The sequence below is a fragment of the Arthrobacter sp. D1-29 genome (assembly GCF_054130585.1).
The window spans coordinates 4800833-4826849 of record NZ_CP096383.1; the positions used below are offsets into that span (position 1 = coordinate 4800833).

Sequence of the window (26017 nt, forward strand, 5' to 3'; positions counted from 1 at the left end):
GTCCTCCTTGGCGGCCCGGCCGCGGGGTCATCAAAACCATTGAACAAGAAGCCCGCATAATCTATGCTGGTTTTCCATGGTCAAGCAGAGGGCCGGTTCAACAACACGAGCACGCCCTCCGCCCATGGGCTGGCTGTGCTCGAGATAGGCAGCCAATGACGACAGCCAAGAACACCCAATTCCACACAGCACACGCACGCCCCCTCAACACGGCGCGCCCGCTGACTACCCGCTATTCAAGCCTCGGCTCCGGCATCGCCGTTGAGTCCGAATATGTCGGAAAGCCCACCTGCGAAAAGTGCGGAACCGACGAATTCATCTACCTTGAGTCCTACGTCCCGCCTGTCTTCCGGCGCGACGGAGCAATAAGGACACTCGGCGAGGTTGCCTACACGTGCACCCGCTGTGAAGACTTCTCCGCCCATAGCGTTCCCGCGTCGTGGACACCCCCAGGCTGGTATCTGGGCTAATTTCCACAGTTTCCTGAGCCCGGCGCATCCGGCGCGGGCCAGTTGCTACAACAACCAAATGCTACGACAACAAGGCCGGGCGGCCCACCATCTGGTGGCCACCCGGCCCTGTTGTGTGCTGACTCTGCCTGCTGATTGGCTAGATGAGCTCGTCCGAGAGGTGGTTCGGGGTTCCGAAGCGGTGTGCGGTGATGCTGACAGCCTGCTCATGAAGGAACGGCAGCAGCTCCACCCGTCCGGATTCGGTCACCTCGTGGGCGTAAACCGCGAGGTCGGGCCGCCCGTCTGTCGCCTCCGCCAGTGCGGTGAAGTTCCCGCCGATCAGGCGGATCCGCGCCCCCGACAATTTGCCGGCGGCGGCGAGCCGGGCAGCCGTTGCCAGCCAGCCGGCGTCGGACTCCACGGTCACGTCAATATCGAGTCCCGTAAACACCGAACGGAGCTGGGCGGGAAGTTCGACGGCGGTGGAAACGGTGAGCCTTGAGCCTGCCACAACGCCCGCGGCCACAGTCCGCGCCAGGTGCACCAGCGGGGCACCTTCGGAGAGGCGGACGGTTACCGGCAGGGACCGGTAGCGGAAGATGTTCCGCTCCGCGCTCAGGCCGGAGACATCCTTGGCGGTACCGAATTCGTCCGCCCAGGCCTGGGCATCGGACGCCACAGCGCGCTGCAGGGATTCCAGCTCGGCAGGCTCAACGGCGCTACCGGTCGCGTTGATGATCCGGCGGACACCGGGGTTTGTGACCCGTGAACCGAGCGAGCTTTCCTTGCTGATCCAGTCGCCGAGGCCTGCCAGGTAGTTGGGGCCGCCGGCCTTGGTTCCGGGACCTACAGCAGACTTCTTCCAGCCGCCGAAGGGCTGGCGCTGCACGATGGCGCCTGTGATGCCGCGGTTCACGTACAGGTTTCCGGCCTGGATGGTGTCCAGCCATGTGGCCAGCTCAGCGGAGTTGAGCGAGTGCAAACCTGCGGTGAGGCCGTACTCAATCTGGTTCTGGAGCGCGATGGCCTCTTCCAGGGTATCCGCCGTCATGACGCCCAGCACGGGTCCGAAGAATTCGGTGAGGTGGAAGTAGGATCCACGCTTGACGCCGTAGCGGACGCCCGGGCTCCACAGCCTGCCGGTGCCGTCCAGCTTGCGGGGTTCAATGGCCCAGCTTTCGCCTTCGCCGAGGGTGGTCAGGGCGTTGAGCAGCTTGCCGTTGGCCGGCTCGATGATCGGTCCCATCTGGCTGGTGGGGTCCTGCGGGTAGCCCACCTTGAGGGATGTCACGGCGTCGATCAGCTGGTTGCGGAACCGCTTGGATGTTGCCACGGAGCCCACCAGGATCACCAGTGAAGCCGCAGAGCATTTCTGTCCGGCGTGGCCGAAGGCGGAGTAGGCCACGTCTTTGGCGGCCAGGTCGAAGTCGGCGCTGGGGGTGACGATGATGGCGTTTTTGCCGCTGGTCTCTGCCAGCAGCGGAAGGTCTTGGCGGAAGGAGCGGAACAGCTCGGCGGTCTCGTAGCCGCCGGTCAGGATCACCCGGTCCACGGCTGGGTGGGAGATCAGCTGCTTCCCGAGTTCCCGCTCGCCCAGCTGCACCATGGTGAGCACGTCACGCGGGACGCCCGCTTCCCACAGCGCCTCGATCATCACCGCACCGCTGCGGCGGGCCTGCTTGGCAGGCTTGATCACGACGGCGGAGCCGGCGGCGAGCGCCGCAAGGGTGGACCCTGCCGGGATGGCGACAGGGAAGTTCCACGGCGGAGTGACCACGGTGAGCTTCGCCGGGACGAACGTGGCACCGTCGACCTTTGCCAGCTTCCGCGCGGACTCGGCGTAGTAGTGGGCGAAGTCCACGGCTTCGCTGACCTCGGGGTCGCCCTGGTCGATGGTTTTGCCGGTTTCGCTGGCCATGACCTCGAGCAGGTCGGCGCGCCGGGCCTCCAGGACGTCGCCGGCCCGGTGCAGGATTTCAGCCCGCTCGTCGCCGGACAGGGCACCCCAGGCCTTGCCCTTTTCCACGGCCGTTTCGATCACCGTGTTGAGGGTGTCCGCGTCCCTGATGGTGGCGGCCTCCACGGCAGCGTTGCCCAGCGTGGAGGACGGGACGCGGCCCAGGATGGCCCGGCCCCAGTCCCGGTTGGCCGGCAGTGACGGGTCGGTGTCAGGGGTGTCCTTGAATGAATCGTGCGGCAGCGGCTCCGGCGGCAGGCTGCGGTTCTGCCGGCGGTTGGGCGCCGGGACGGCGTCGTCGAGCTTTTCCAGGGAGACCAGGAAGCGCAGCTTCTCACGCTCGAACAGGGATTCGTTCTCGCTCAGTTCGAAGACTGCGGACATGAAGTTGTCCTGGCTCGCGCCCTCTTCCAGGCGGCGGATCAGGTACGCAATGGCGACGTCGAACTCGGCCGGGTGCACTACCGGGGTGTAGAGCAGCAGCGAGCCCACATCCTTCTTGACGGCCTCCGCCTGGCCCTGCGCCATGCCCAGGAGCATCTCGAACTCGATGTTCTGCTGTGCGGTATCCGCGATGCCGCGCTGCTTGGCCAGAAGCCAGGCAAAGGCGATATCAAAGAGGTTGTGGCCGGCCACGCCGATCCGGATGTTGCGGATCCGCTCCGGGTGCAGGGAGTAGTTGATGACGCGTTTGTAGTTGGTGTCGGAATCCTGCTTGGTTCCCCACGTGGCCAGCGGCCAGTCGTGCAGGGAGGACTCAACCTGTTCCATGGGCAGGTTGGCGCCCTTGACCACACGGACCTTGATCGGCGCGCCGCCCTGGGCACGGCGTTCGGCCGCCCAGTCCTGCAGCCGGATCATGGCGGAGAGCGCGTCCGGCAGGTAGGCCTGCAGCACAATGCCGGCCTCGAGGTTCTTGAACTCGGGCTTGTCCAGGATCCGGGTGAACACCGCGATGGTCATGTCCAGGTCCTTGTATTCCTCCATGTCCAGGTTGATGAACTTGGCCTTCTGTCCCGCACCGGCAAAGGACGCGGCTTTGGCGAACAGCGGAGTGAGCTTCTCCACCACGTGCTCCACAGCCTCGTCAAAGGCCCAGGGCGAGTGGGGTGCCACGGTGGAGGAGACCTTGATGGACACGTAGTCCACGTCGGGACGGGCCAGCAGGGTGTGGGTGCCTTCGAGCCGGCGGGAAGCTTCGTGTTCACCCAGGACGGCCTCGCCCAGGAGGTTCACGTTGAGCTTGATGCCGTCCTTGCGGATCTTCGCGATGGCGGGGCCAAGCTTGGCGTCGGTGGCGTCCACGATCAGGTGGCCCACCATTTCGCGGAGCACCCGGCGGGCGACCGGAATGACAACCTGCGGAAGGACGGGGGCCATGGTGCCCCCCAAACGGACTGCGCTGCGCATGTACCACGGGAGGAAGGCGGGGACCTTGGGGGCCAGGGCCGCCAGGTTCCGGGCCGCCACGTGGATGTCTTCGGGGCGGACCACACCGTCCACAAACCCAACGGTGAATTCCAGGCCGTTGGGGTCCTTGAGGACACCGGCCAGCTGCTCCGCGGAAGCGTCCACCGGCACCTTCGAGGCCTCTGTCAGCCAGTGGCGCACCAACGCGATGCTCTCCTGGGCAAGCGCCTTCGCCTCCGGCACATCTGCACGTGTGGAGGAGCTGGCTGGGCCGGCATTCACACCGGTCTTCACTGCAATGTTGGTCATGGCTGGTACTCGTTCTTTCCTTGGTCCGGAGGGCTCTTACTCCTCAGTATGAGCCTCGGATCACATAAGATAAAGCGATGTTTTCTGAGCAATACAGGTTAAGAAATCCAATGTTTCCGTCTGACCGCAACGGACGTTAAATGGCAACGGCAGGTTCATCCCCCTCCCCCCGATGCCCTATCACTTTTGGCTCCCAAAATGGTTGTTTGGGGACCGTAAGTGATAGAGCAACACGGGGTTGGAGGAATAAACCTGCCGCTATAAATTGCCGGTTAGCGGACGGGAGTGTCCACCTCGTCGGTCTTCGTGTGGCGCGGGCTGTTGGGGTTCATCAGCGAGTGCTTGCGGCCGTAGAAGAAGTAGATGGCCAGGCCGATGAGGAGCCACACGCCGAAGCGCCATTTGGTGTCAGCCGGCAGCTGCCAGATGAGCAGGGCAGAGGCCAGGACGCCGAAAGCCGGGATGAAGGGCATCAGCGGCAGCCGGAACGTCCTCGGCGCATCAGGCCTCTTGTAACGGAACACGATGACGGCGAGGCAGACCACTACGAACGCGGCCAGAATCCCGATGTTGGTCAGGTCGGCCACGGCCTTGATGGGGAAAACGCCGGCCAGCAGGGCGGAGGAAATTCCAGCAATCCATGTGACGCGCTGAGGGGTGCCGTGCTTGTCGGTTCCGGCGAACCAGCCCGGCAGCAGCCCGTCGCGGCTCATGGAGAACCAGACGCGGGTGACGCCCAGCAGGAAGGTCAGCATCACAGTGAGGATGGACAGGACTGCGAACACGGAGATGATGGTGGCTATCACCGGCAGGCCGACGCTGGTGAAGGCGGAAGCGAAGCCTGCAGCAGGATCAATGTCCTTATAGTTCTGCATTCCGGTGAGAACCAGGGTTGCGGCAACGTAGAGCAGCATGGCCACGATCAGGGACAGGACGATGGCCTTGGGCATGTGCTTCTTGCCGTCCTTTGCTTCCTCAGCAGCCGTGCTCATCGCGTCGTAACCGAAGACAGCGAAGAAGACAGTGGCAGAGCCTGCCAGCACGGGGCCAAAGCCGCTGGGCATGAACGGGTTGTAGTTGTTGGCATCGATGTAGAAGACGCCAAGACCGATGATGAAGAGGATCAGGACTACCTTGATCGCCACGGCCACCAGCTCAAACCGGCCGAAGGCCTTTGTACCGCGGCTCAGGATCCACGTCACCAGGAGGCAGACCAGGATGGCGGGAATGTTGATGATGCCCCCCTTGCCTTCATCCGGCGTCGATGCCATCCAGGTAGGCAGGTGAATTCCCAGACCCGAAAGGAAGGCTTCAAAGTAGCCGGAGATGCCAATGGCCACCACCGCCACGATGGCGATGTATTCGAGCAGCAGGTCCCAGCCAATAAACCAGCCGATGACTTCACCCAAAGCCACGTAACCGTAGGTGTAGGCGGAGCCGGCACGGGGAATCATGCCCGCGAATTCCGCGTATGACAGGGCCGCCGCCGCGGATGCGAGGCCTGCAATCAGGAACGAAATCAGCACGGCGGGCCCCACACCCGGAGTGTCCTCGTTACCTGCTGCGACCAGCCCGGCAAGGGAGAAGATCCCGACGCCGATGATGCCGCCGACACCGATCGCGGTCAGCTGCCAGAGGCCAAGCGACTTGAACAGCCCGCTGTGCTTGTTTTCTTCTTCGATGTCGTTCAAGGGCTTTCGCCGCATGATCGACTGGGTCAAATCTCTTGTGCTCATCAGGAACTCCTGCTTGGGTGGGGCCCCATCTAGGCTCCCGGTACGTGGCCTGTGACGGGGGTAACTCAACCCCAACAGTATGCAAGTGCAATTGCATTAGATAAAGTGACTATTCCCAACCTGTATTGATTAGCCCAGGCATTCCTTCTTCAAAAAGGACCAGCACATGCTCGACGTCCGGCGGCTGCGGCTGCTCCGTGAACTGCAGATCCGAGGCACTCTGGCGGAAGTGGCCGAGGCGCTTCAATACAGCCCTTCGTCAGTGTCCCAGCAGCTGGCCCTGCTGGAAAAAGAGGCCGGGGTGGAGTTGCTCCGGAAGACGGGGCGCCGCGTGCAGCTGACCCCCCAGGCGGAAGTCCTGGTGGCCCACACCGCGCAGCTGCTGGAGACCCTGGAGCAGGCGGAGGCGGACCTGGCAGCGTCGCTGACCACCGTCACCGGAACGGTCCGGATCGCCGTTTTCCAGTCCGCGGCCCTGGCCCTGATGCCGGACACCCTGTCCCGGATGTCCACCGCCTACCCCGAGGTCCGGATCGAAATGACCCAACGGGAGCCTGAAACAGCCCTGCATGAAACGTGGGCCCGGGACTTCGACCTGGTGATCGCCGAACAGTATCCGGGTCACGCCGCTCCCCGTTACCCCGAACTGGACCGCATCAAACTCACCACTGACGCCATCAGGCTTGCGGCTCCGCCGGAGGCTCCCGGCAGGCCGCAGATCACGTCCCTCAAGGACACCGCGGACATGCCTTGGGTGATGGAGCCCAGGGGTGCGGCCTCCCGGCACTGGGCCGAGCAGGCGTGCCGCAGCGCTGGTTTTGAACCCGATGTACGGTTCGAAACAGCTGACCTGCAGGCTCAGATCCGGCTGATCGAGTCGGGGAACGCCGTGGCTTTGATGCCGGACCTGGTCTGGACCGGGCGGGGCACCACGGCGCAGTTGCTGGATCTGCCGACCAACCCGTTCAGGACAATTTTTACGTCTGTCAGGCGCGCCAGCGCCTCCAGGCCTGCGATCCTGGCGGCCCGCGAAATGCTGGCCCTCACTGCCGAATCCGTCGCAAAATCGGACGACGCCGGGTAGGAACCGCACGCCTCCGGCAGCCTTTGTAGCTGGCGAATTAATGCCGGGCGCCTTTGTTTCCTGCGTCACAGCGCGATCAGGACCCCGGCGCTAGACTGGGCACGTTATGAATCGCACAATGTTCAAATCCAAAATCCACCGGGCCACCGTCACGCACGCTGACCTGCACTACGTAGGTTCGGTCACCGTTGACCTGGACCTGCTTGATGCTGCCGACATCCTCCCCGGCGAGCTCGTGGCCATTGTGGACGTAACAAACGGCGCGCGCCTGGAAACGTACACCATCGCCGGCGAGCGCGGCTCCGGCGTCATCGGCATCAACGGACCCGCTGCGCACCTGGTCCATGAGAACGACGTTGTCATCCTCATTACCTACGCCGCGATGACCACCGAGGAAGCCAGGGCTTACCAGCCACGGGTTGTCCACGTTGACCAGGACAACAAGATCATCCAGTTGGGCAATGATCCCGCCGAAGGCTTGACGCCCGGACTGATGCGGCCCCCTTTCGCACTTAACAACGCCACCCTGTAATCCGGAGCGTGAGTCCCGGTACACCCTGCCCCTGCGCCCCACAGGTCATTGGTTGGTAGGCGTACTTTCGGGCTTCTTTGTGGTCTGGTGCATCATCCTGGTGGGCTGGTTTGTGGGCAGGCGCCGCCTCCTGGGCGAGAACGGACGCCAGGTCCTCAGCGGACTCACGTTTTTTGTTGCCAGCCCGGCGCTGTTGTTCGAAACGCTCGGCAAGGCCCGCCTGCAGGAGGTCTTTGCCGAGCCCCTGCTGGTGACAGCCGTGGCCGCCTTCGCGTCCGCCATGATCTTTTTCGCCATCATCAAATTCTGGCTCAGGCGCCCGCTGCCCGAAGCCCTGATGTCCTCCATGGCAGCATCCCTGGTCAACTCGGCCAACCTGGGCATCCCCATCGCCGTGTACGTCCTGGGGGATGCCAGCTACGTGGCACCCCTGCTGATCTTCCAGCTGGCGTTCTTCAGCCCGCTGTTCTTGATGATCCTGGATGCCAGCACAAGCTCCCACCGGGCCACGCCGCTGAGCTTTGTGGTGATGATCCTGAAGAATCCGATGATTGTGGGCTCGGCCCTGGGGCTGGTGGTGGCCGGAACCGGCTGGGAGGTCCCTGCTCTGGTCATGGAACCCATCCACCTGATTGGCGGCGCAGCCATTCCGGCCATGCTGATCGCGTTTGGTATGAGCCTGAACGGGTCCAGGCCACTGCAGGCTACGGGCGGACGGCGGCTGGATACCTTGCTGGCCAGCGGCTTCAAGCTGCTGGTGCAGCCTGGCATCGCCTACCTGTTTGCCCGGTTTGCGCTGGGGATGGAAGGCCACGCTTTGTTCGCCGTGGTGGTCATCTCCGCCCTCCCTACGGCGCAGAATGTCTTTGTGGCCGCCAGCCGCTACAAAACCGGCCTCATCGTGGCCAAGGACACCGTGCTGATCACCACCGTGGTGGCTGTGCCCGCCATGATAGGGCTCGCCCAACTGCTCACCTGAGCACTGAGCACGGAGCACTGGAGAACTCAAGCAAGTGGAGGACTGATGGGAACAATCCTGGATACCGTTGTGATCGGCGGAGGTGCCATGGGCTCTGCTGCCGCTTGGGCCCTGTCCCGGCGCGGCCGGCAGGTCACGCTGCTGGAACAGTTCGGACCCGGCCACCTCAAGGGTGCCTCGCATGGAGCCACCCGCAACCTCAACCCCGGCTACCGCCGCCCGGAGTATGTGGCCATGCTGGCCGAATCACTGGCCTTGTGGGACAAGCTGGAGCAGGAGAGCGGCCAGCGGCTCCTCACCCGAACCGGCATCGTCAGCCATGGCCCGGATCCCCGGCTCTCCGAGGTGCAGGCGGCTCTTTCCGAGGCCGGGCTCCGGGCCGATTTCCTCAGTGTTGAAGCCGCCTCCGAGCGCTGGAGCGGGATCCGCTTTGACCAGCAGGTGCTTTACATGCCCGACGGCGGCCAGCTCAACCCCGAGGCTTCCCTGCCGGTTTTCCAGCAGCTCGCCGTGGCACGGGGAGCCGAAATCCGGCACCACACCAAAGTGGCGGACTTACAGATCGCGGACGACGGCGTCCGGCTCACGTTGGATTCGGAAGCGGGCAGGGAGACCGTCACTGCTGCCCAGGCAGTAGTGACGGCGGGTGGCTGGACGGAGAAACTGTTGGGCGGCAGCGCCGGTGCTTCGCAGCTGAGGCTCCCCCGGCTCCGGGTCACGCAGGAGCAGCCGGTCCACTTTGGCATTGCTGACCCCCATGCCGTATGGCCGGGGTTCAACCATCATCCGGGGAGCGGGGCAGCCTACAAGGACTGGTACTCACCCGTCTATGGGATGCAGACCCCGGGCGAAGGGATCAAGGCGGGCTGGCACGGCGTGGGACCCGTGGTGGACCCGGACCGGAGGTCATTCCAACCCGAACCCCGGCAGCTGGCGGCACTGCAGGACTATGCCCGGAGGTGGCTGCCCGGGGTGGACGCGGACTCTTTCGAGGCCATCAGCTGCACCTACACCACCACCCCGGATGAGGACTTCGTCCTGGACCGGATCGGCCCGGTGGTTATTGGTGCCGGCTTCTCAGGGCACGGGTTCAAATTCACCCCGGTGATCGGCAGGATCCTTGCTGACCTGGCAATCGGCACACGGCCTGCGCCCGCTATCTTCTCCGCGGCGCGCTAGCTGGTCTCCGCGCTAACTGATCGCCGACAGCTGATCAGTGCGAGCGTTAGCTGGTCACTGCGTGCGGCGCAGGGCAGCATTCGTAGGGGCACTATCGGCGGCGCCAGTCCCCTCGGCCTGCACGTCAAGGTCTGCTCTGCTCGGGGACGTGGCCGGCATTGCCGCCACCGCCCCGATGCTGAGCACGGCGCAGGCAAGGACTGCCAGGAAGACGGCACCGGAGGCGACCACAACGGTGTGCTCGCCCGCAGCTTCGGGCGGGGTGCCGGCATAAAGGGCATTGGCCACGGCTCCGAAGACGGCAACACCCAGGGCACTGCCAATGGAGCGTGCGAAGAGATTTGTGCTGGTGACCACGCCGCGCTCATTCCACGGAACACTGGACTGGGCCGCGATCAGCGTGGGTGTGGCCACCAGCCCAAGACCTAATCCGACGACGAAGCAACTGACCGCGATCAGCGCTACGTTGGGAGTCGCCGCAGTGAGGGTCAGGATGGCCACGCCGAGGATGGTGACTGTGATGCCGATCAGGGCCGTCGGCTTAAACCCGATCCGAAGGTAGAGCTTTCCGGCCTGCGAGGCACTGATCGGCCAGCCGAGGGTAAGGGCGGCAAGGGCCAGGCCGGCCACCAGCGGGGAAGTGCCCAGTGCCCCGTCCAGGAAGGTGGGCACATAGGACGTCAGGCCAATCATGATTGAGCCCACGCCGAAGGAAACCAGGGCCGTAGAGGCCAGCAGGCGCCGGGACACCACCCACGGCGGAAGGATGGGCTCTGCCGCCCGCCGCTCGACCAGCACAAAAACGATCAGCAGGACTCCGCCGACTGCGAACGCACCGATGCTCAGCGGCGAATCCCAGGCCCACGCCTGGCCGCCTTCAAGCGCGCCAAGGATAAGTAGGCTGAGCGAACCGGCCAGGAGGACCGCGCCGGGATAGTCCACCCGGTGTTTGGCCCGCTGGACGTTCTCGTGCAGGGTCCGCAGCAGCATCCAGCCCGCCAGGATGCACAGCGGAACATTGACAAGGAATATCCCCCGCCAAAGGCCCAGGGAGGAGAAAATGCCGCCAAGGCTCGGTCCCACCACCGAGGAAATGGCCCACACGCTGGCGAGGTAGCCCTGGACCTTGGCGCGTTCCTCGAGCGAGTAGATGTCCCCCGCAATGGTGATGGACACTGGCAGGACCGCCCCGGCGCCCAGGCCTTGCAGGGCCCGGAAAGCGATCAGTGCCGGCATGCTCCAGGCGATGCCGCAGAGTACGGAGCCCAGCAGGAAGAGGCTGATTCCGGCCAGGATGATGGGCTTGCGGCCAACCATGTCGGACAGTTTCCCGTAGATGGGCACCGAAACGGCCTGGGCCAGCAGGTACGCGGAGAAGAGCCAGGGAAATGACGAGAACCCGCCGAGGTCATCCACGATGGAGGGAACAGCCGTGGCCACGATAGTCGCGTCAATGGCCACAAGGCCGGTGGCCAGCATCAGGGCAATGAGAATGGGGCCCCGTTCAGATCGGAACCCCACTCCTTGGGCTTGGGTAGTCATCTGGTGGTCTCGTCTCGGTGGCAGCGTCCGCTTACCTCCACTCTAGGTACCTGACCTGAAAGCCGACTACTTTTTACCTTGATGCCCGTCCAGGATCCTGGCGCAGCGGATGAATCCGAGGTGCGAATAGGCCTGGGGATGGTTCCCCAGATGCGTTTCGGTGCCCGGATCGTATTCCTCCGGCAGCAGGCCGGTGGGACCAAAGAGGTTCACCAGCTGGTCGAAAAGGTCCCAGGCCTCCTCGATCCTGCCCACCGCAACGTACGCCTCAATCAGCCAGGTGGTGCAGATGTGGAAGCCGCCCTCCAGGCCCGGCAGGCCGTCGTCGTACCTGTACCGGAAGACTGTTGGCCCTACCCGCAGTTCCCGTTCGACGGCGGTGACGGTGTCCAGGAAGCGCTGGTCGTTCACATCCAGCAGGCCGGAGAGCCCGATGTGCAGGACGGCGGCATCCAGGTCCGGGCTGTCGTAGGCGACGGTGTAGGACCGCGCGGAGTCATCCCAGCCTTCGCGCAGGACCTCGTCCCGGATCACGGAGGCCGTGGGGGCCCAGGACGGTTCCGGCGCCCGGCCGTGACGGGCGGCGGTGCGCAGCGCACGGTCCAGGGTCACCCAGCACATCACCTTGGTATACACGTGATGGCGGGGTGCCCGCCGCGCCTCCCAGATGCCATGGTCGGCCTCGTGCCAGCGGGCCAGCACGGCTGCCGCCATCTGCACCATCAGTTCCCAGTGCTCATCGGCGAGCGCGCCCTCCCGCTCGCTGAGGGCGTGGATAAGCTCGGCGACGCGGCCGAAAACGTCCAGCTGGACCTGGTGGTCGGCGGCGTTCCCGATCCGCACCGGACGGGAACCGGCATAGCCGGGAAGGCTGTCGATCACGGCTTCGGTGGATAACGGCGCCCCCGTCACTGAGTAGAGCGGGTGCAGCCATTCGGGGCCGGGCGCATTCTCCAGGATGCGGCCCAGCCAGTCTAGGAAGCCGGCTGCCTCCGCCGAAGAACCAAGATCCACGAGCGCGTTTACGGTCATGGATCCGTCCCGCAGCCAGCAGTACCTGTAGTCCCAGTTGCGGGTTCCGCCGATGCCTTCCGGCAGGGACGTGGTGGGGGCGGCCAGCACGGCGCCCGTGGGTGCGTGTACCAAGGCCCGCAGCACCAGCGCCGAGCGGCGCACCAGGGATGGCTTGACGTCGGGCAGCTCCAGGTCCTGCACCCAGCGGCGGGAGTGATGCGCCACCCCGGCACGGCGTTGAGTCTCGCCGCCCGGGTCTGCGGGCTGCGGCTCGGTGTCGCCGCAGCGCATGTTGAGGACCACGGGCCCTTCCTGCAGGTTCACTGATGCCGTGGCGGTGGCGTGCCGTCCGTCCGAAGTGATGGCGAACGTAACGCCTGGTGACAGGAGAATGATGGGGTCCGACGTGCCCACCACGTGGATTTCGTCACCGCGGGCCTCCATGCTGAAGGGGGCGTTGGCGTAGTCCGGCCGCGGCGCAAACACGATCTTGGCCGCGCCGCTGCCGGAGAGCACACGGACCAGGCTGGTGATGCCCTCCGGTGCCGGTTCGAGGTAGTCCGTGACGGTCACGTCCGCCCAGCGTGTCTCCACGATCATGGTGCTGTCCACGTAGCGCTGGCCCAGCACCTGCGAGGCCTTGACCGGTTCAACCGAGAAGTGTCCGGCGGCATCTCCGCCCAGGATGTGGGCGAACAGGGAGCCGGAATCGGGCAGTGGATGGCTCATCCAGCAGATTTTGGCGTCGGGAGTGACCAGGGCGGTGGAGGACCCGTTGCCGATCATGGAATGCCGTTCCAGCCCCACCGCGTCCTCGCCGAAGAGCCAGGCCCGGCGCAGTTCAAAAAGGATCGCGAGCACCCGGGCAAAGGATTCCGGATCGCGCAGCCGGTGGCCGGCGGCGGTCTGGCCGGGGCCCACGCGCAGGCCCATGTCCGGGCCGCGGAGTGTGGCCATGGCCAGTTCGTCGCTGTAGGCGTCCCCCGCATACATGGCTGCGCTGGCGCCCAGCCGGGACCTCAGGCTCTCCAGCGCATCGGCCTTTGACGGTTCCACAACGGACAGGTCCAGCACGGAGCCATCCACAATAAAGAACAGCCCGTGGGCGCGGGCGATTTCCCGTGCCGTGTTTGTGACCGCCCGCACGACGTCCGGTGCGGCCGGCCGGGTGTGCACCGAGACGGCCACCGGCTTCCGTTCAATCCAGATCCCCTTTTGGAACCCCACCGCCTCGGACAGTGCGGTACTTGCTCTTTGGAGGGCGGCTTCGGTGGCCAGGGACTGTGTGTGGGCGAACCCCATATCCGCCTCCGCACCATGGGATCCGATGAGGTGCACTTCAGCGGGGAGCCGGGACACCGCGGCAAGGTCACGCAGCGAGCGCCCGGAAATCACGGCGGCATGGGTATTGGGCAAGGCGGCCAGGGCGCGCAGTGCAATCGCGGCGCTCCCCAGCGGCAGCGTTTCGGTGGAGATGCCCTCTGCGTCGCACAGGGTTCCGCCGTAGTTGCAGGCCACGAGGAGGCCGGGCGCGCGTGCCAGGACCTTCAGCTGGGCCAGGAGCGTTGGTGTCAGCCCGTCGTCGGCGGCGTCCGACTGCACGAAGGCCCGCAGGAGGCCCAGCGGCAGCGATTTGGTGAGCAGCGCGGTGTCCGCGACGGTCTGGTTCAAAGGCGTTGGCATCCATGTACCCCTTAAGGCAGAACCTGGCCCGGGAAGGCAGCCGCTGGATTTCCTGGCGGGCTACCGGGTGGTGCCCCTCCCCGGAATTCCATTGACGGAACTCCAGAGGGGGCACTGTTCATCCTGCTCGGAGGCAGTTTCGCCTGAATGTCCCTGCCGTTGCCGCCATGTTAAGTTCGACGGCGGCAGGCACCACCGGCGCAAGGGCTGCGGTGTGCAGTCTTCCGCCAGCCGGCTGCATCATGCTGGGCCCGGAGCTACACCCGGGCCAGGCCTGCAGCCTGGGCCAGCAGCTCAACAGATTCCAGCCTGGAAGCCGGATCGGTGCTCTGGTGCGCCACGATGAGTTCGTCGGCGTCGGAGTGCCTGCCGAACTCATCCAGGTACTCGATCACGGCGTCCGGGGTCCCGACGGCCGAGTACGTCATCATCTGCGCCACGTGCTGCCCCTGCGGGGAGTCCAGGATCATGTCCGCTTCGTCGTCGGTGAACTCGCGTCCAGCGCCGAAGAACAGCGAAACGCGGGCGCGTTTGGTGGCTTGGAGGGTTTCCTGGGCGGCGGACGCCGAGTCCGCAGCAATCACGTTGACGCCGGCGATCACATGCGGGGCATCCAACTGGGCCGACGGCTTGAACTCCCGGCGGTAGAGGGCCACGGCGTCCTGCAGCGCGTTGGGCGCGAAATGCGAGGCGAAGGCATAGGGCAGGCCCAGCTGGGCAGCCAGGCGCGCGCCGAACAGAGAGGAGCCAAGGATGTACAGCGGCACGTTTGTGCCCTTGCCGGGGGTTGCTTCCACGCCCTGGATCCGGGTGGGGCCGGTGAGGTAGCCCTGCAGTTCCAGGACGTCCTGCGGGAAGCTGTCGGCGGACATCGGGTCCCGGCGCAGTGCGCGCATGGTGTTCTGGTCGCTGCCGGGGGCACGGCCCAGGCCAAGGTCGATGCGTCCGGGGTGCAGTGCCTCCAGGGTGCCGAACTGCTCGGCGATGGTCAGCGGGGAGTGGTTGGGCAGCATGATGCCCCCTGCGCCCAGCCTGATGCTTTCCGTGTGCGCCGCCACGTGGGCTATCAGCACGCTGGTGGCGGAGGAGGCGATGGAGGACATGTTGTGGTGCTCGGCGTACCAGATCCGCCGGTAGCCCAGCTCCTCCGCACGCTGCGCCATGGCCACGCTGCCCGCGAAACTCTCCGCCGCCGTCTGGCCCTTGCCGATGGTTGCCAGATCAAGAATGGAGAGGGGAAGAGTCACGTCGCTGCCGGCCTTTCAAATGCGTTGCGTAGTGGTGCCGGCCTGTTCGCGGCCGGGCACACTGTGGACAACGACGCCGGCACTCCGGTTATTTCTGCAGGCCGCCCAATTCTGACCACTGCGGCGGGTATCACACCTTTTGGCGAACGCAGGAAGGGGCCCGGCCTTTTCGGCCGGACCCCTTCTATGCGTTAGGTAACTGGGCGACGTTACGACGTCACGCCACGCAACCGCCCAGAACAATCTGCCCGTCGATTGCCTTGATCTGGTTCTGGACTGTTCCAAGCTTGCCCTGCACATCGCCCACAAACTTCTTCTGGACCGCCACGGCGTCCTTGTTCACCTTCTTTTGTGCCTCCAGCGTCCTGAGCAATGCCTGTGCATCCGTGAGCTGCTTATCAAGCGTCGACAGCTCACCCTGCAAAGCCTTCAGCGCAGCTTCCCCGGCGCTGATTTCGCCGTTTAGCCTGTTGAGTTGCTCCAAAAGCGGCGCAACCCGGGTCTGCAGGTTCAGGATCTCGGCTTCCTTCCCGCTGATCTGGGTGTTGAGGCTCTTGAGGTCAGCCACGAGCTTGTCCAGTATCAGATTCAACGAATCGATTTCACCGGTCTTAGCTGCGACTGCGGCGTTTGCTTCGTCGACGGCTGTCTGAAGTGCCGGGACGTGGCTCTCCAAGGTGCCGAGCTCAGCCTTCTTGTCCTCAACAGCAGCGTTCGCGGAGTTCAGCGAGGCCTCAGCTTCTGCCAGCCGGGTCTGCAATCCTGCCAGGACGGACTTCTGGCCGGCGATAGCTGCCTTGGCGTCTTCGACTCCCGAAGTCAGTCCCGGGAGTGCCGATTCAAGATCCGCTACAACTATCGCCTGTGCCGTGACGGCGTCTGCGGCGGCTGCCGCCGCATCCTGTAGCGCCGGGAGCTGCCCCTGAAGGACGCTGAGTTCACCCTGCTTTGCCGTGACCGAACCTTTGGCCTGCGTTACGGCGGCCTGGAGGTCGGGCACCTCGGACTTCAGGGCTGCAATCTCGGCTTCCTTGGCCGCAACGCCGGCGTTCGCCGCCGTGACCGTTGCCTGCAGTGGTGCGGCCTGTTGCTGCAAGATGCTGCTTTCCTGCTGCTTGGCCAGCAACTGGGAGTTCAGGGCGGCTACTTGGGTATTGAGCGCATTCAGGTCGCCTTGGAGGCCCGAGATCAGCGTGTTTTTGTCGGTGATCTGGGCATTCGCAGCGTCCAGCAGAGTCTGTTTGGCGGTCCGCTCGTCCTGCAGGGCGCGCTTTCGGGAGGAGTTGCCCTTGATGTCATCAATCTGTGCAGTGAGCGATGCGATCTCAGCGTCCAGGGCCGCTTTAGTGACATTGAGGGCTTCAAGATCGCTGATGGCGGTGGTCAGAGCCGACTGCTTGGCGGCGATCGACGCGTTCAGTGTGATGATCTTCCCCTGCAGGGAGGTAACCTCCGCATTGACTGCTGCGATTTTGCTGGTGTTGACTGCGAGGGCAGCGGCAGCGGCGGCGGCTTCTGCCTGCAAAGTGACCAATTCGGCCTGTGCCGTCGTGATCTGGGCGTTCTTGGCGTTGAGGGCGTCCGTAGCCTCGGTTACGTCGGTCTGCAGGGCAGCCAATTCTCCTTGGGCGGTGCTGATGGCCGCGGATTTGGCTGCCGCTGCCGCCGCTGCGGCCGCAGCCGCTGCCCGGGAGTCGACCAGCGTCGATTTCGCGTCATCGACCTTTGCCTGCTGCGCTTCGAGTTCGGCCTGCGCGGCATTCCCCAGCTCCACGAGCCGGTTCAGCTCAGCCTCGGCCTCGCTCACGGCCTGGGCTGCAGTGGTGACTGCGGCAGCGGCGGTCTCAGCCGCGACGGTCAGCGCTGTAAGTTCTCCCTCGGCTATCCGGATGGCAGCATTCTGCTCCGCGAGCGCAGCGGCGGCAGCATCTGCGGCGGCCTGAAGGGTTGCCTTTTCGCCTTCGGCGATGTTGATCTGATTGGTCTTCTCAGCGATCCCGGCGTCGACTTCAGCAGCCTGCTGCTTGAGCAGGGCGAGGTCGGCCTCAGCCTTCACCTGGTCCGCCTTTAGAGGCACTATTTGTCCTTCGACGTCTGTCCGCTGGGTGCTGAGAGCAGCAAGTTCCCGCTCGGTATCGGCGATTGATTGGTTCAAACTGTCCTGGGTCACTACAAGAGCGGCGCTCTGGGCCTGCCCCGAAGCGAGGGCGCCGTCGAGTTGCGTTGCCTCGGCGGCCAAGGCGGCCAGTTCCTTGTCCGCGGCGGCAATCTGCGCCGTCAGGCTGTCTGCAGTTGCCTGCAGCCCGGCCCGATCAGCCTGCAACGCAGCGATCAGCTCCGCGTTCTTCCGGGCGGAAGCCCTGAGCAGATTCTCCTGGACGGTCCCGCGATGCGCCAACTGATTCACCACGCCCGTGCAGATGCCTGTCCCGGAACCGGAATTGGCAGCAGCGGGCATGGCAAAAACGAGGGTGGAGGTCAGGAGACCGGGAAGGACAACCGCAGCTGCGAGGCGTCGGGTAAGGGCTGGCGTTGAGCGAACATTACTCATGAAGACTCCTGGTGAGACCGTGGGCGCGGCCCGCTTTGGCCGCTGCATAGGCCAACCGTAGGGGTGGGCATGGTTCGGCCACACGCGTAGTCGCCACTCGACTTTTTTCCGCGAGTACTCGTTTTCTGGGGGCCCGCGCCGGGCACTACTTGGTTTCGTCCCGGCGCGCAGCAGTTTGTGGCCCGCAAAGTTTCACCGAGAAACTCGCGCCGCCGCGGCTAAGCTAACGGCATGGCGAAGAAAACCACCGCGGAAAAAGTTGCCACCATCCAGCAGGGCTACACCCTTGAAGGCGCCACCATCGAGCTTGGCGCGGCCATCATCGACGGGGAGCTGCACAAGGAAGCCCAGGTCCGGCTGCCGCTGGCCATGATGAACCGGCACGGCCTGGTGGCCGGAGCTACCGGCACCGGCAAGACCGTCACCCTGCACATGATGGCCGAGCAGCTCTCAGCTGCAGGGGTGCCCGTTTTCCTGGCGGACATCAAGGGGGATCTCTCCGGCCTGGCGACGGCAGCCACCGGAAGCGGGAAACTGTCAGCCCGCACCGACAGCATCGGGCAGGTGTGGGCGGGCAAGACGTTCCCCGTCGAGTTCCTCGCCCTCGGTGGCGACGGCAACGGCATTCCCGTCCGCGCCACTGTCACCTCCTTCGGCCCCATCCTGCTGTCCCGGGTGATGGAACTCAACGACACCCAGGAATCCAGCCTTCAGCTGGTGTTCCACTTCGCGGACAAAAAGAACCTGGAACTTATTGACCTGAAGGACCTCCGTTCGGTGATCCAGTTCCTGACCTCAGCCGAGGGCAAGGACGAGCTGGAGGAACTGGGCGGCCTGTCCAAGGCAACGGCCGGGGTGATCCTGCGCGAACTGGTCAACCTGGAAGCCCAGGGGCTGGAAAGGTTCTTCGGCGAGCCGGAATTCGACACCGCGGAGCTCCTTCGCACAGCCCCTGACGGCCGCGGAGTGGTCACCTGCCTGGAGCTGCCCACGCTGCAGACCAAGCCCATGCTCTTCTCCACTTTCCTGATGTGGCTGCTGGCGGACCTTTTCGAAGACCTCCCCGAGGCTGGCGACCTGGACAAGCCCAAGCTGGTCTTCTTCCTGGACGAGGCCCACCTGCTGTTCAGCGACGCCTCCAAAGCCTTCCTGGACGCCATCACCACCACCGTCCGGCTGATCCGCTCCAAGGGTGTGGGCATTTTCTTTGTCACCCAGACTCCGAAGGACGTACCCGCCGCCGTCCTTGGCCAGCTTGCCAACCGCATCCAGCATGCCCTCCGCGCCTTCACCCCTGAGGACGCCAAGGCCCTCAAGGCCACGGTTTCCACCTTTCCGGTCAGTGACTACGACCTTGAAGAAACCCTCACCTCCGCAGGGATCGGTGAGGCAGTCATCACCGTCATGAACGAGAAAGGCGCCCCGACGCCGGTGGCCCTGACCCGGCTGCGCGCACCCGAATCCGTGATGGGCCCGAGCACTGACGAGCTCGTCAAAAGCACGGTGGCCGCCTCTGCACTGCTCGCGAAGTACGGCACTGCTGTGGACAACATCTCTGCCTACGAAAAACTCAGGGGAGAAACAGGCGCTGCTCCGGCCGTGGACACAGGGCCAGCCGCGCCCGGCCAGCCGCCGGTTCCGGAGAGTGCCAGCCAGGCCGACGTCGACGCCGAGGCCCGCCGGATCGAGGAGGAAATCCTGGGCCGGCCCAGCAGCCGGCCCGCACCGGCGCCGTTCCCGGAAACATCAAGTCCGGGACACGAACCCGCTCCGGCGCCGCGCGAGCGTCCGGTCCCGGCCGGCGGCGGAATGATGGACGATCTGGCTGGAGCGCTGGGCGGTGCACTGGGCGGTGGCCTGAAAAGCATGGCCAGATCCATGGGAACACAGCTCGGCCGGGAACTGCTCCGGGGCGTGTTCGGAACGTCGTCCAGGCGCCGCCGCTAACCAGAACCTGCCGGTCCCCCGGTGCCTGATCCGCCGTCGTCGGACGTCCCGAATGCGTCCGTTTCCGGTCCCTCCTGGCGCCCGCGAAACCTGAATTCCTTGGGGTTGCAGGTAACGTAAGGGACGTGCAGATGAGTCAAGCGTTGGTGAAGATGGCGGCCGTATGGCTGCTGGGCCTCATGCTTGCCGTCGCCGGAGCGGTGGTTGCCGTGAACCTGGTCAACAACACAGTTGCCAGTCCGCAGCAGCCGGTCCGTGAATATCTGGACGCCCTGCACGACGGCGACGGCGGCAAGGCGCTGGGCCTGTTGCGGGCCGCTGTGCCCCCCGGCAACGCCGCAATGCTGGACGGTACCGCCCTGCAGACCGCCGCTTCCCGCTTCACGAATGTCAAGATCGGCAAGGCCGAGGAACGCACCGGCGAGCAGGTGATGGTGCCCATGGAGTACACCATCGACGGCAGCCGGCTCCGCACCGAGTTCCTGCTGGAGAAGACCGGGACGGAGTGGCTCTTCTTCAACACCTGGGCCTTCGTCCCGTCGCGGCTGCCCACACTGGATATCACCGTGGTGAACGCCAGCGAGGCCACGCTGAACGGGGTGCCGGTGAACATGCCCGATGGCCGCAACTCCTTCGCCGTGTTCTATCCCGGCGAATATGAAGCGTCACTGAACGGCGAATATTTCGCTGCCCCGCCCACACGTGCCACTGTCACGTCCCGGGAAGCACCCGTTGCCCCGCTGAACCTGCTGACCGAAGCCACCGGCGACCTGCGGGAGGATGTGTCGGCGAAGGTCAAGGAGTTCCTGGACACGTGCGCGGCCGACGCCGTGAAGCAGCAGAAGCTCCAGCCGGACTGCCCCTTCTACTTCGCCAGCAACAATCTGGTGAAGGACGGGACCATCAAGTGGACCGTGACGAAATACCCCGAGGTAGCGATCGAACCGTTTGACGGCCGCTGGGTGGTGTCCCCGCTGGACGGCAAGGCCAAGGTGGAGGGGCTGCAGCAGAACTCCTTCACGGGAGCCTGGTTCCCGCTGAACGAGGAAGTGGACTTCAGCTTCACCACGCGCCTGGACGTCAACGGCGACACTATCAACGTGACGCCGCTCCTGACCTACTAGCCCCTCCGCCGGCTGCGCGCCGGCGCCCTCCGGCGCGCAGGCAAAAGGCTGCCTCCCGTGGCGCGCAGGGGAGGCAGCCTCAGAAACAGATCACGACGGCGGTGATCAGTCCATGCCGCGCAGGTCCAGGACCAGTTCCCTGTCGCCGTCGTCCGTCATCAGAACGGGGATGCCCCAGTCCTGCTGGTAGAGGTGGCAGGCCGCATGGTCAGGGATCTCGCCGTCCTCCGTCTCGGCACCGTCACATGCAGCGGCGCGGGCAGCGATGTGCAGGATGCCTTCCGGGACGTCGGAGGCGAGCTCCAGTGTGCGCAGCAGGCCCACGGACGTTCCGCCGCCGGACACGATGAGCTCCGGGGGCGTGGAGGAGATCTTGAGCTGGGTGGGATCGCCCCAGCGGTCATCAAGCTTCTGGCCCGTGGGAGCGGTGAAGCGGACGGTCAGCTCATGCAGCCCGGGGGCGACGGGGCTCTTGGGCCGGTGGGTCTGGACCGCACCCTCATCCACCTGCTGGGCTTCCTTGGGGATGGGAACGTACACCAGCTGGTGCTGGTTCGCCTCCACTACCACCAGCAGCGGCTCGGAGCCGGCCGCCTGGGTGTGGTCCACAATGACATCGGACGGCTCAGACAGGCCCCGGGCAAGGGTGGAGACAGTTCCCGCCGCCGGGTCATACCGCCGCACCGCGCCGTTGTAGGTATCCGCCACGGCCACAGAGCCGTCCGGCAAAACCGTCACCCCCAGCGGATGCTGGAGCCGGGCAGCAGACGCCTCACCGTCCCGGAATCCGAAGTCAAACAGGCCCTTGCCCACGGCGGACTCCACCGTCAGCGTGCCGTCGTCGTCAATCACCAGCTTGCGGAGTGCGGACGTTTCGGAATCCGCCACCCAGATGTTGCCATCGCTGTCCTCGGCAAGGCCTGAAGGCTGTGCGAACCAGGCCTCGTGGGCGGCGCCGTCCAGGAGTCCTTCCAGGCCGTTGCCCGCCGCGATAGCAACGGCACCACTCAGCGGGTCGAAGCTGAAGATCTGGTGCACGCCGGCCATCGCGATGACCACGGCGTTGAGCTTCCTGGACCAGATGACATCCCAGGGCGAGCTCAGGGAAACCTCCAGCGGGTGCTCGCTGAGGCGCCCGGTGAAGCCCGCTGCGTCCTCATCCACGCGGGCGGGTCCCGTTTCCAGGAGCCGCTGGATGCCGTTGCCTGCCAGGGTTGTGGCCTTTCCGTCCGTCAGGGACAGCCCGCGGAGGCGGTGGTTAACCGAGTCGGCAATGACGACGTCGTAGCCCACCTTCGCTGCCACGTCCTCCGGGAGCAGGACCAGGCCCTGCGGCTCGTTGAACCGGGCAGTGGCTCCCTCACCGGCGGCGTCGCCGTCGGCGTGCCCCTTGGTTCCGGAGCCGAAGGTTGCCAGTACTGCCTTGAAGTCGGTTGCGAGCTCCACCAGCCGGTGGTGGCCGGTGTCGGTGACAAGCCAGCTGCCATGCCCGGAGGCGTCTGCGGCAGCGGCTGAACCGCGCCCGTCGGGAAGGTAGAGGGCCTTCCCCGGGAAGCGCAGGGTGCCGGAGGTTGGTTCCGGTGCCACGTATGGGCCGGAACCGCGGTGCAGGGTCCCTTTGGCCTCGTGTTCGGCGATCAGTTCGGGGATGAGGACGGACAGGCCATCGGCGTGGCCTTCGCCCGAGAGGTGCGCCACGATGTAGCCCTCGGGATCAATGACCACCAGGGTGGGCCAGGCGCGGGCGGTGTACGCCTTCCAGGTTTCCAGCTCGGGATCATCCAGGACGGGGTGGTGGATCTCGTAGCGCTCCACGGCCGCAGCCAGTGCCACCGGATCGGCTTCATGCTCAAACTTGGGCGAGTGGACGCCCACGGTCACCAGGACGTCGGAGTACTGTTCCTCCAGTGGCCGCAGCTCGTCCAGGACATGCAGGCAGTTGATGCAGCAGAAAGTCCAGAAGTCCAGCAGCACGATCTTGCCGCGCAGGGCTTCCAGGTCCAGTGATTTGCCGCCGGTGTTGAGCCAGTTGCGGCCCACCAGTTCGGAGGCGCGGACCCGGTGGTGGGTGCGTACGGTTTCGCTCATCAGCGTCCTTCCAGCTTTGAGTTGCGTTCTGCCAGCTTGGCGTCGCGTTCGGCCAATTTGGCAAACATATCGTTGTAAGCGGTGAGATCGGCGTCGTTATTCCTGTCCGCTGCCCGGTCCACGCGCCGCTTCTCGCGTTCATCGGACCGGGACCACATGATGGCGACGCCGATCGCCACCAGCAGCGTGGGCACCTCACCGATGCCCCAGGCCACGGCACCGCCCATCTGCTGGTCCACCAGGGCAGAGGGACCCCACGTCCGGCCAAGGTTGCCAAAGTAGTCTGCTGCCAGGAGGTTGGTCCCGCCCATGATCGCCACGCCGAAGAACGCATGGAAGCCCATGGTGGCCAGCAGCAGGAGGAGCCGCATGGGGTAGGGCGCCCGGCGGGGCAGCGGGTCCGTGCCGATCATGCTCAGGATGAAGATGTACCCCGTAAGCGCGAAGTGCAGGTTCATCAGTTCGTGGCCCACGTGCTCACGCATGGCAAAGCCGAAGGCGTCAGAGTAGTAGAACAGCACAATCGAGCCGGCGAAGTTGCCGGCTGCAAAGATGGGATGGGTCACCAGCTGAGAAAACCTGGAGTGCACAAAGACCAGGAGCCACTCGCGCAGGCCCCGGGACCCGTCGCCGCGGGCGGGCAGGGCCCGCAGGGCCAGTGTTACGGGGGCACCGAGAACAAGGAAGATTGGTGCCACCATGGTCAGGGCCATGTGATCCACCATGTGGGCCGAGAAAAGGACACGGCCATAGACCGCCGGCGGCCCCGACGTGATGTAGGTCAGCACCAGCAGGCCGATCACCCAGTTCACGGAACGGAACCACGCCCATTTGTCCCCCCTCCGGCGGACTTTGGCCACGCCCAGGAAGTAGGACACCAGGCCGAACAGGGCAAGGGCAACCCAGAGCAGGTCCAGCCGCCACTCTGTGAGCCATCGTTCCGGCGTCAGCTCGGGCGGGAGTTCATAGCCGGTGAGGATGAAGGCGGGGGATGCGTCAGGCGCAAAGCTGGTGGGCTGCGGTGGCGCTGAGCGGCTCAGCGCCACAGCTACACCGGAGGTCCCCGCCATGACCAGAAGTTCCACCAGTACCAACTGCCACAGCACCCTGCGGGAGGAGAAGGCACCTCCCTTCCGTCCCAGCTGCGGGATCACCCATTGCCGGTGCATCAGTCCGATGCCGCCCAGGACCAGGGTAGCCGCTGACTTTGCCAGGATCAGTTGCCCGTAAGGCGAGCCGAAGAGGTCGCCCCAGCTGGTGATGCGGATGCTTGCATTCATCACACCGGAAGCAAACACCAGGACAAAGGCAAAGCCTGCAAGAGTGGAGAACCGGCGCAACGTGGGCTCGGTAATGTCGGTGCCCGCCCCGGCCTTGGAACCCGTCAGGATCCCGGAGATGAGGGCCAGCATGATGATCCCGCCCACCCAGACGCTGACACCCACCAAGTGCAGGCCCAGGGAGTTGATGGCGCCCTCATGGTCAGAGGAACTCGACGAATGCCCAATCAGCGCTGGGGGCACCAGCCCCGCCAAAGCCAGGATCAGGGTCAGGGCCAAGGCATTGAGGGACCGCACACCAAAGAGTGCTGTGGTTACGACGGCGGCGATGATGGTCACCGCCAGCCAGGCGCGCCCCGTTTCGATGTCCGTCATGAAGAACACCAGCGCCTGCGTGAACTCAGCGTCCCCTGACACCCCCTGGCCGGCCACGTCGGCGTAGGTGAGCACCAGCACCGCAATGGCCGACAATGTCCAGGCCGCACCGGCGGCGGCTGCCACAGCCAGCGCGCGGGCAAAAGCCGGGTGTTCGGGAGCATCGCTATCGCTGGTCCTGGAACGTGGTCCCGAGGTTCTGGGGAGAATTCCGACGGCGAAGATCAGGCCGCCGATGACCGTCGCCAGGGAAACGTTGTGGATGGCCTTGCTGACGGGAAGTCCCCAGCGGACCAACGCGCCCGGGTCTGAGACCTCACGGGCGGCGGCCGCACCGGAGAACAGCAGTGCCGCCGCCAGGCCCAGGAACAGTGCTGCAAGCCCTGCCACCTGCCACGGCCGGGAAACCCCCAAGACGCCGCCAGCCTCGCCCGATGCTCCCCTGCCAGGGGATGGATGGGCTGCTGTGGAACGGGACTTTGCTGCGGAAGGCACCTATCCATTGTCCGCCACGGGTGCCTGCTCGGCGAATCGGCTTGATAGCACTTAAAAGCAAGGGAGCGGCACCCCGGGGGGCGCCGCTCCACTGATGCTTTGAAGAAGACTACTTCTTCTTGGCTACTGCAGCCTTCAGCTTGGAGCCGGCGGTCAGCTTAACGCTGTGGCCTGCTGCAATCTGGATGGTCTCACCCGTCTGCGGGTTACGGCCGGTGCGTGCTGCACGGTCGGTGCGCTCCACTGCGAGCCAGCCCGGAATGGTGATCTTCTCGCCCTGGGCGACAGAAGTCTCGAAAACCTCGAACAGTGCATCGAGGACGGAGTTGACGGCAGCCTGGCTGGTGCCGGCCTTGCCTGCTACCTCTGAAACAAGTTCACTACGGTTCTTAGCCATTGATGTCCTCCTGGACGGTCACGATTTCTGGAGCCTGAACGCGGCATGCGTACAAGCCACTGTTCGAAAACTTACCAGCTTGGGCCGTTGAGGACCGCAAATTCCGCGTGTTTCCGCGATTTTTTGGGTTAAATCACCCGAATTTAGGGGATTCAGCCGGGAATTGCGCCCTCAGCGGACGCTCTCTCAGGTCCTGCGGCTTTTGTTGCGACGCTCTCTCAGGTCCTGCGGGCTTTGGCGGGACGCTCTGCCGGGTTCGTGGTGTTCGACGGCGGCGCCGGCGGCGGTTGAGCTGGCTGCGCCCTGGCTGGCTTCTGCAGGATGTGAGGGAGGGTCCGGTGTTTGACTGCAGGAAGTGAGGGAGGGTCCGGTGGGGGTGTTCAGGAGTGTGGGTCGGGTTTTGGGTGTTTAAATGGGTCAGGCCCCGACATGTGTGTGTCGGGGCCTGAGCCTAATGATTGTCCGGCGGTGTCCTACTCTCCCACACCCTCCCGGGTGCAGTACCATCGGCGCTGTGGGTCTTAGCTTCCGGGTTCGGAATGGGACCGGGCGTTTCCCCCACGCTATGACCGCCGTAACCCTTGTACCCGTCCCCCGTGGTGCTTGTTGGGGGTGGGAAGTCTGGTGGTTACAACA

The 26017-nt window shown here is 65.0% G+C and carries 16 protein-coding genes and 1 rRNA gene; 7 read left to right on the forward strand and 10 right to left on the reverse strand.

Features of this window, described 5'->3' with window-relative positions; genetic code table 11:
• Positions 1 to 155 precede the first annotated feature (155 nt).
• Entirely contained in the window at positions 156 to 470 is a 315-nt protein-coding gene (locus M1E17_RS21935; RefSeq protein WP_457964155.1) for a hypothetical protein, read from the forward strand.
• A gap of 139 nt (positions 471 to 609) precedes the next feature.
• Here M1E17_RS21935 and M1E17_RS21940 read toward each other — a convergent pair whose 3' ends face one another.
• Together M1E17_RS21940 and M1E17_RS21945 are read right to left on the reverse strand one after the other, a co-directional pair.
• Positions 610 to 4128 (reverse strand): bifunctional proline dehydrogenase/L-glutamate gamma-semialdehyde dehydrogenase, encoded by a 3519-nt coding sequence (locus M1E17_RS21940; RefSeq protein WP_457964157.1) that lies wholly within the window; start codon positions 4126 to 4128, stop codon positions 610 to 612.
• A gap of 272 nt (positions 4129 to 4400) precedes the next feature.
• Positions 4401 to 5864: an amino acid permease gene (locus tag M1E17_RS21945; protein WP_457964159.1), complete on the reverse strand. Its 1464-nt coding sequence runs from the start codon at positions 5862 to 5864 to the stop codon at positions 4401 to 4403.
• A gap of 166 nt (positions 5865 to 6030) precedes the next feature.
• Here M1E17_RS21945 and M1E17_RS21950 point away from each other — a divergent pair, with 166 nt between their 5' ends.
• The 4 genes from M1E17_RS21950 to M1E17_RS21965 all read left to right on the forward strand — a co-directional run bounded on the left by M1E17_RS21950 (position 6031) and on the right by M1E17_RS21965 (position 9638).
• Entirely contained in the window at positions 6031 to 6948 is a 918-nt protein-coding gene (locus M1E17_RS21950; RefSeq protein ID WP_457964160.1) for a LysR family transcriptional regulator, read from the forward strand.
• 106 nt (positions 6949 to 7054) lie between these two features.
• On the forward strand, positions 7055 to 7480 hold the full coding sequence (panD, locus tag M1E17_RS21955) for an aspartate 1-decarboxylase (RefSeq protein WP_267276775.1): 426 nt from the start codon (positions 7055 to 7057) through the stop codon (positions 7478 to 7480).
• Between the two features lie 52 nt (positions 7481 to 7532).
• Entirely contained in the window at positions 7533 to 8459 is a 927-nt protein-coding gene (locus M1E17_RS21960; protein WP_457964162.1) for an AEC family transporter, read from the forward strand.
• A gap of 45 nt (positions 8460 to 8504) precedes the next feature.
• On the forward strand, positions 8505 to 9638 hold the full coding sequence (locus tag M1E17_RS21965) for an FAD-dependent oxidoreductase (protein WP_457964164.1): 1134 nt from the start codon (positions 8505 to 8507) through the stop codon (positions 9636 to 9638).
• A 54-nt stretch (positions 9639 to 9692) separates the two neighbouring features.
• On the opposite strand, the gene M1E17_RS21970 is transcribed toward M1E17_RS21965, so the two are convergent.
• From M1E17_RS21970 to M1E17_RS21985, 4 genes are all read right to left on the reverse strand, one after another.
• Entirely contained in the window at positions 9693 to 11180 is a 1488-nt protein-coding gene (locus tag M1E17_RS21970; protein ID WP_457964165.1) for an MFS transporter, read from the reverse strand.
• A 66-nt stretch (positions 11181 to 11246) separates the two neighbouring features.
• Complete coding sequence (locus M1E17_RS21975; protein WP_457964167.1) at positions 11247 to 13877, reverse strand: trehalase-like domain-containing protein; 2631 nt, start codon at positions 13875 to 13877, stop codon at positions 11247 to 11249.
• Positions 13878 to 14134: 257 nt separating this feature from the next.
• Complete coding sequence (locus M1E17_RS21980; RefSeq protein WP_457964168.1) at positions 14135 to 15124, reverse strand: LLM class flavin-dependent oxidoreductase; 990 nt, start codon at positions 15122 to 15124, stop codon at positions 14135 to 14137.
• 217 nt (positions 15125 to 15341) lie between these two features.
• Positions 15342 to 17675, reverse strand: a complete 2334-nt coding sequence (locus tag M1E17_RS21985; protein WP_457964169.1) for a chromosome segregation ATPase — start codon at positions 17673 to 17675, stop codon at positions 15342 to 15344.
• A 231-nt stretch (positions 17676 to 17906) separates the two neighbouring features.
• Here M1E17_RS21985 and M1E17_RS21990 point away from each other — a divergent pair, with 231 nt between their 5' ends.
• Together M1E17_RS21990 and M1E17_RS21995 are read left to right on the forward strand one after the other, a co-directional pair.
• Positions 17907 to 19622, forward strand: coding sequence for a helicase HerA-like domain-containing protein (locus M1E17_RS21990; protein ID WP_457964170.1), 1716 nt, complete (start codon positions 17907 to 17909; stop codon positions 19620 to 19622).
• Between the two features lie 131 nt (positions 19623 to 19753).
• Positions 19754 to 20746: a hypothetical protein gene (locus M1E17_RS21995; RefSeq protein WP_457964171.1), complete on the forward strand. Its 993-nt coding sequence runs from the start codon at positions 19754 to 19756 to the stop codon at positions 20744 to 20746.
• Positions 20747 to 20851: 105 nt separating this feature from the next.
• On the opposite strand, the gene M1E17_RS22000 is transcribed toward M1E17_RS21995, so the two are convergent.
• From M1E17_RS22000 to rrf, 4 genes are all read right to left on the reverse strand, one after another.
• The gene (locus M1E17_RS22000; protein WP_457964172.1) at positions 20852 to 22834 is read right to left on the reverse strand and encodes an NHL domain-containing thioredoxin family protein; all 1983 of its coding nucleotides are present in this window, start codon (positions 22832 to 22834) and stop codon (positions 20852 to 20854) included.
• Positions 22834 to 24984, reverse strand: coding sequence for a cytochrome c oxidase assembly protein (locus M1E17_RS22005; protein ID WP_457964173.1), 2151 nt, complete (start codon positions 24982 to 24984; stop codon positions 22834 to 22836). The genes M1E17_RS22000 and M1E17_RS22005 overlap by 1 nt, the downstream gene beginning before the upstream one ends.
• A gap of 109 nt (positions 24985 to 25093) precedes the next feature.
• Positions 25094 to 25381, reverse strand: coding sequence for an HU family DNA-binding protein (locus M1E17_RS22010; RefSeq protein WP_267276786.1), 288 nt, complete (start codon positions 25379 to 25381; stop codon positions 25094 to 25096).
• A 460-nt stretch (positions 25382 to 25841) separates the two neighbouring features.
• Positions 25842 to 25958 (reverse strand): 5S ribosomal RNA (gene rrf, locus M1E17_RS22015).
• Between the last annotated feature and the right edge of the window lie 59 nt (positions 25959 to 26017).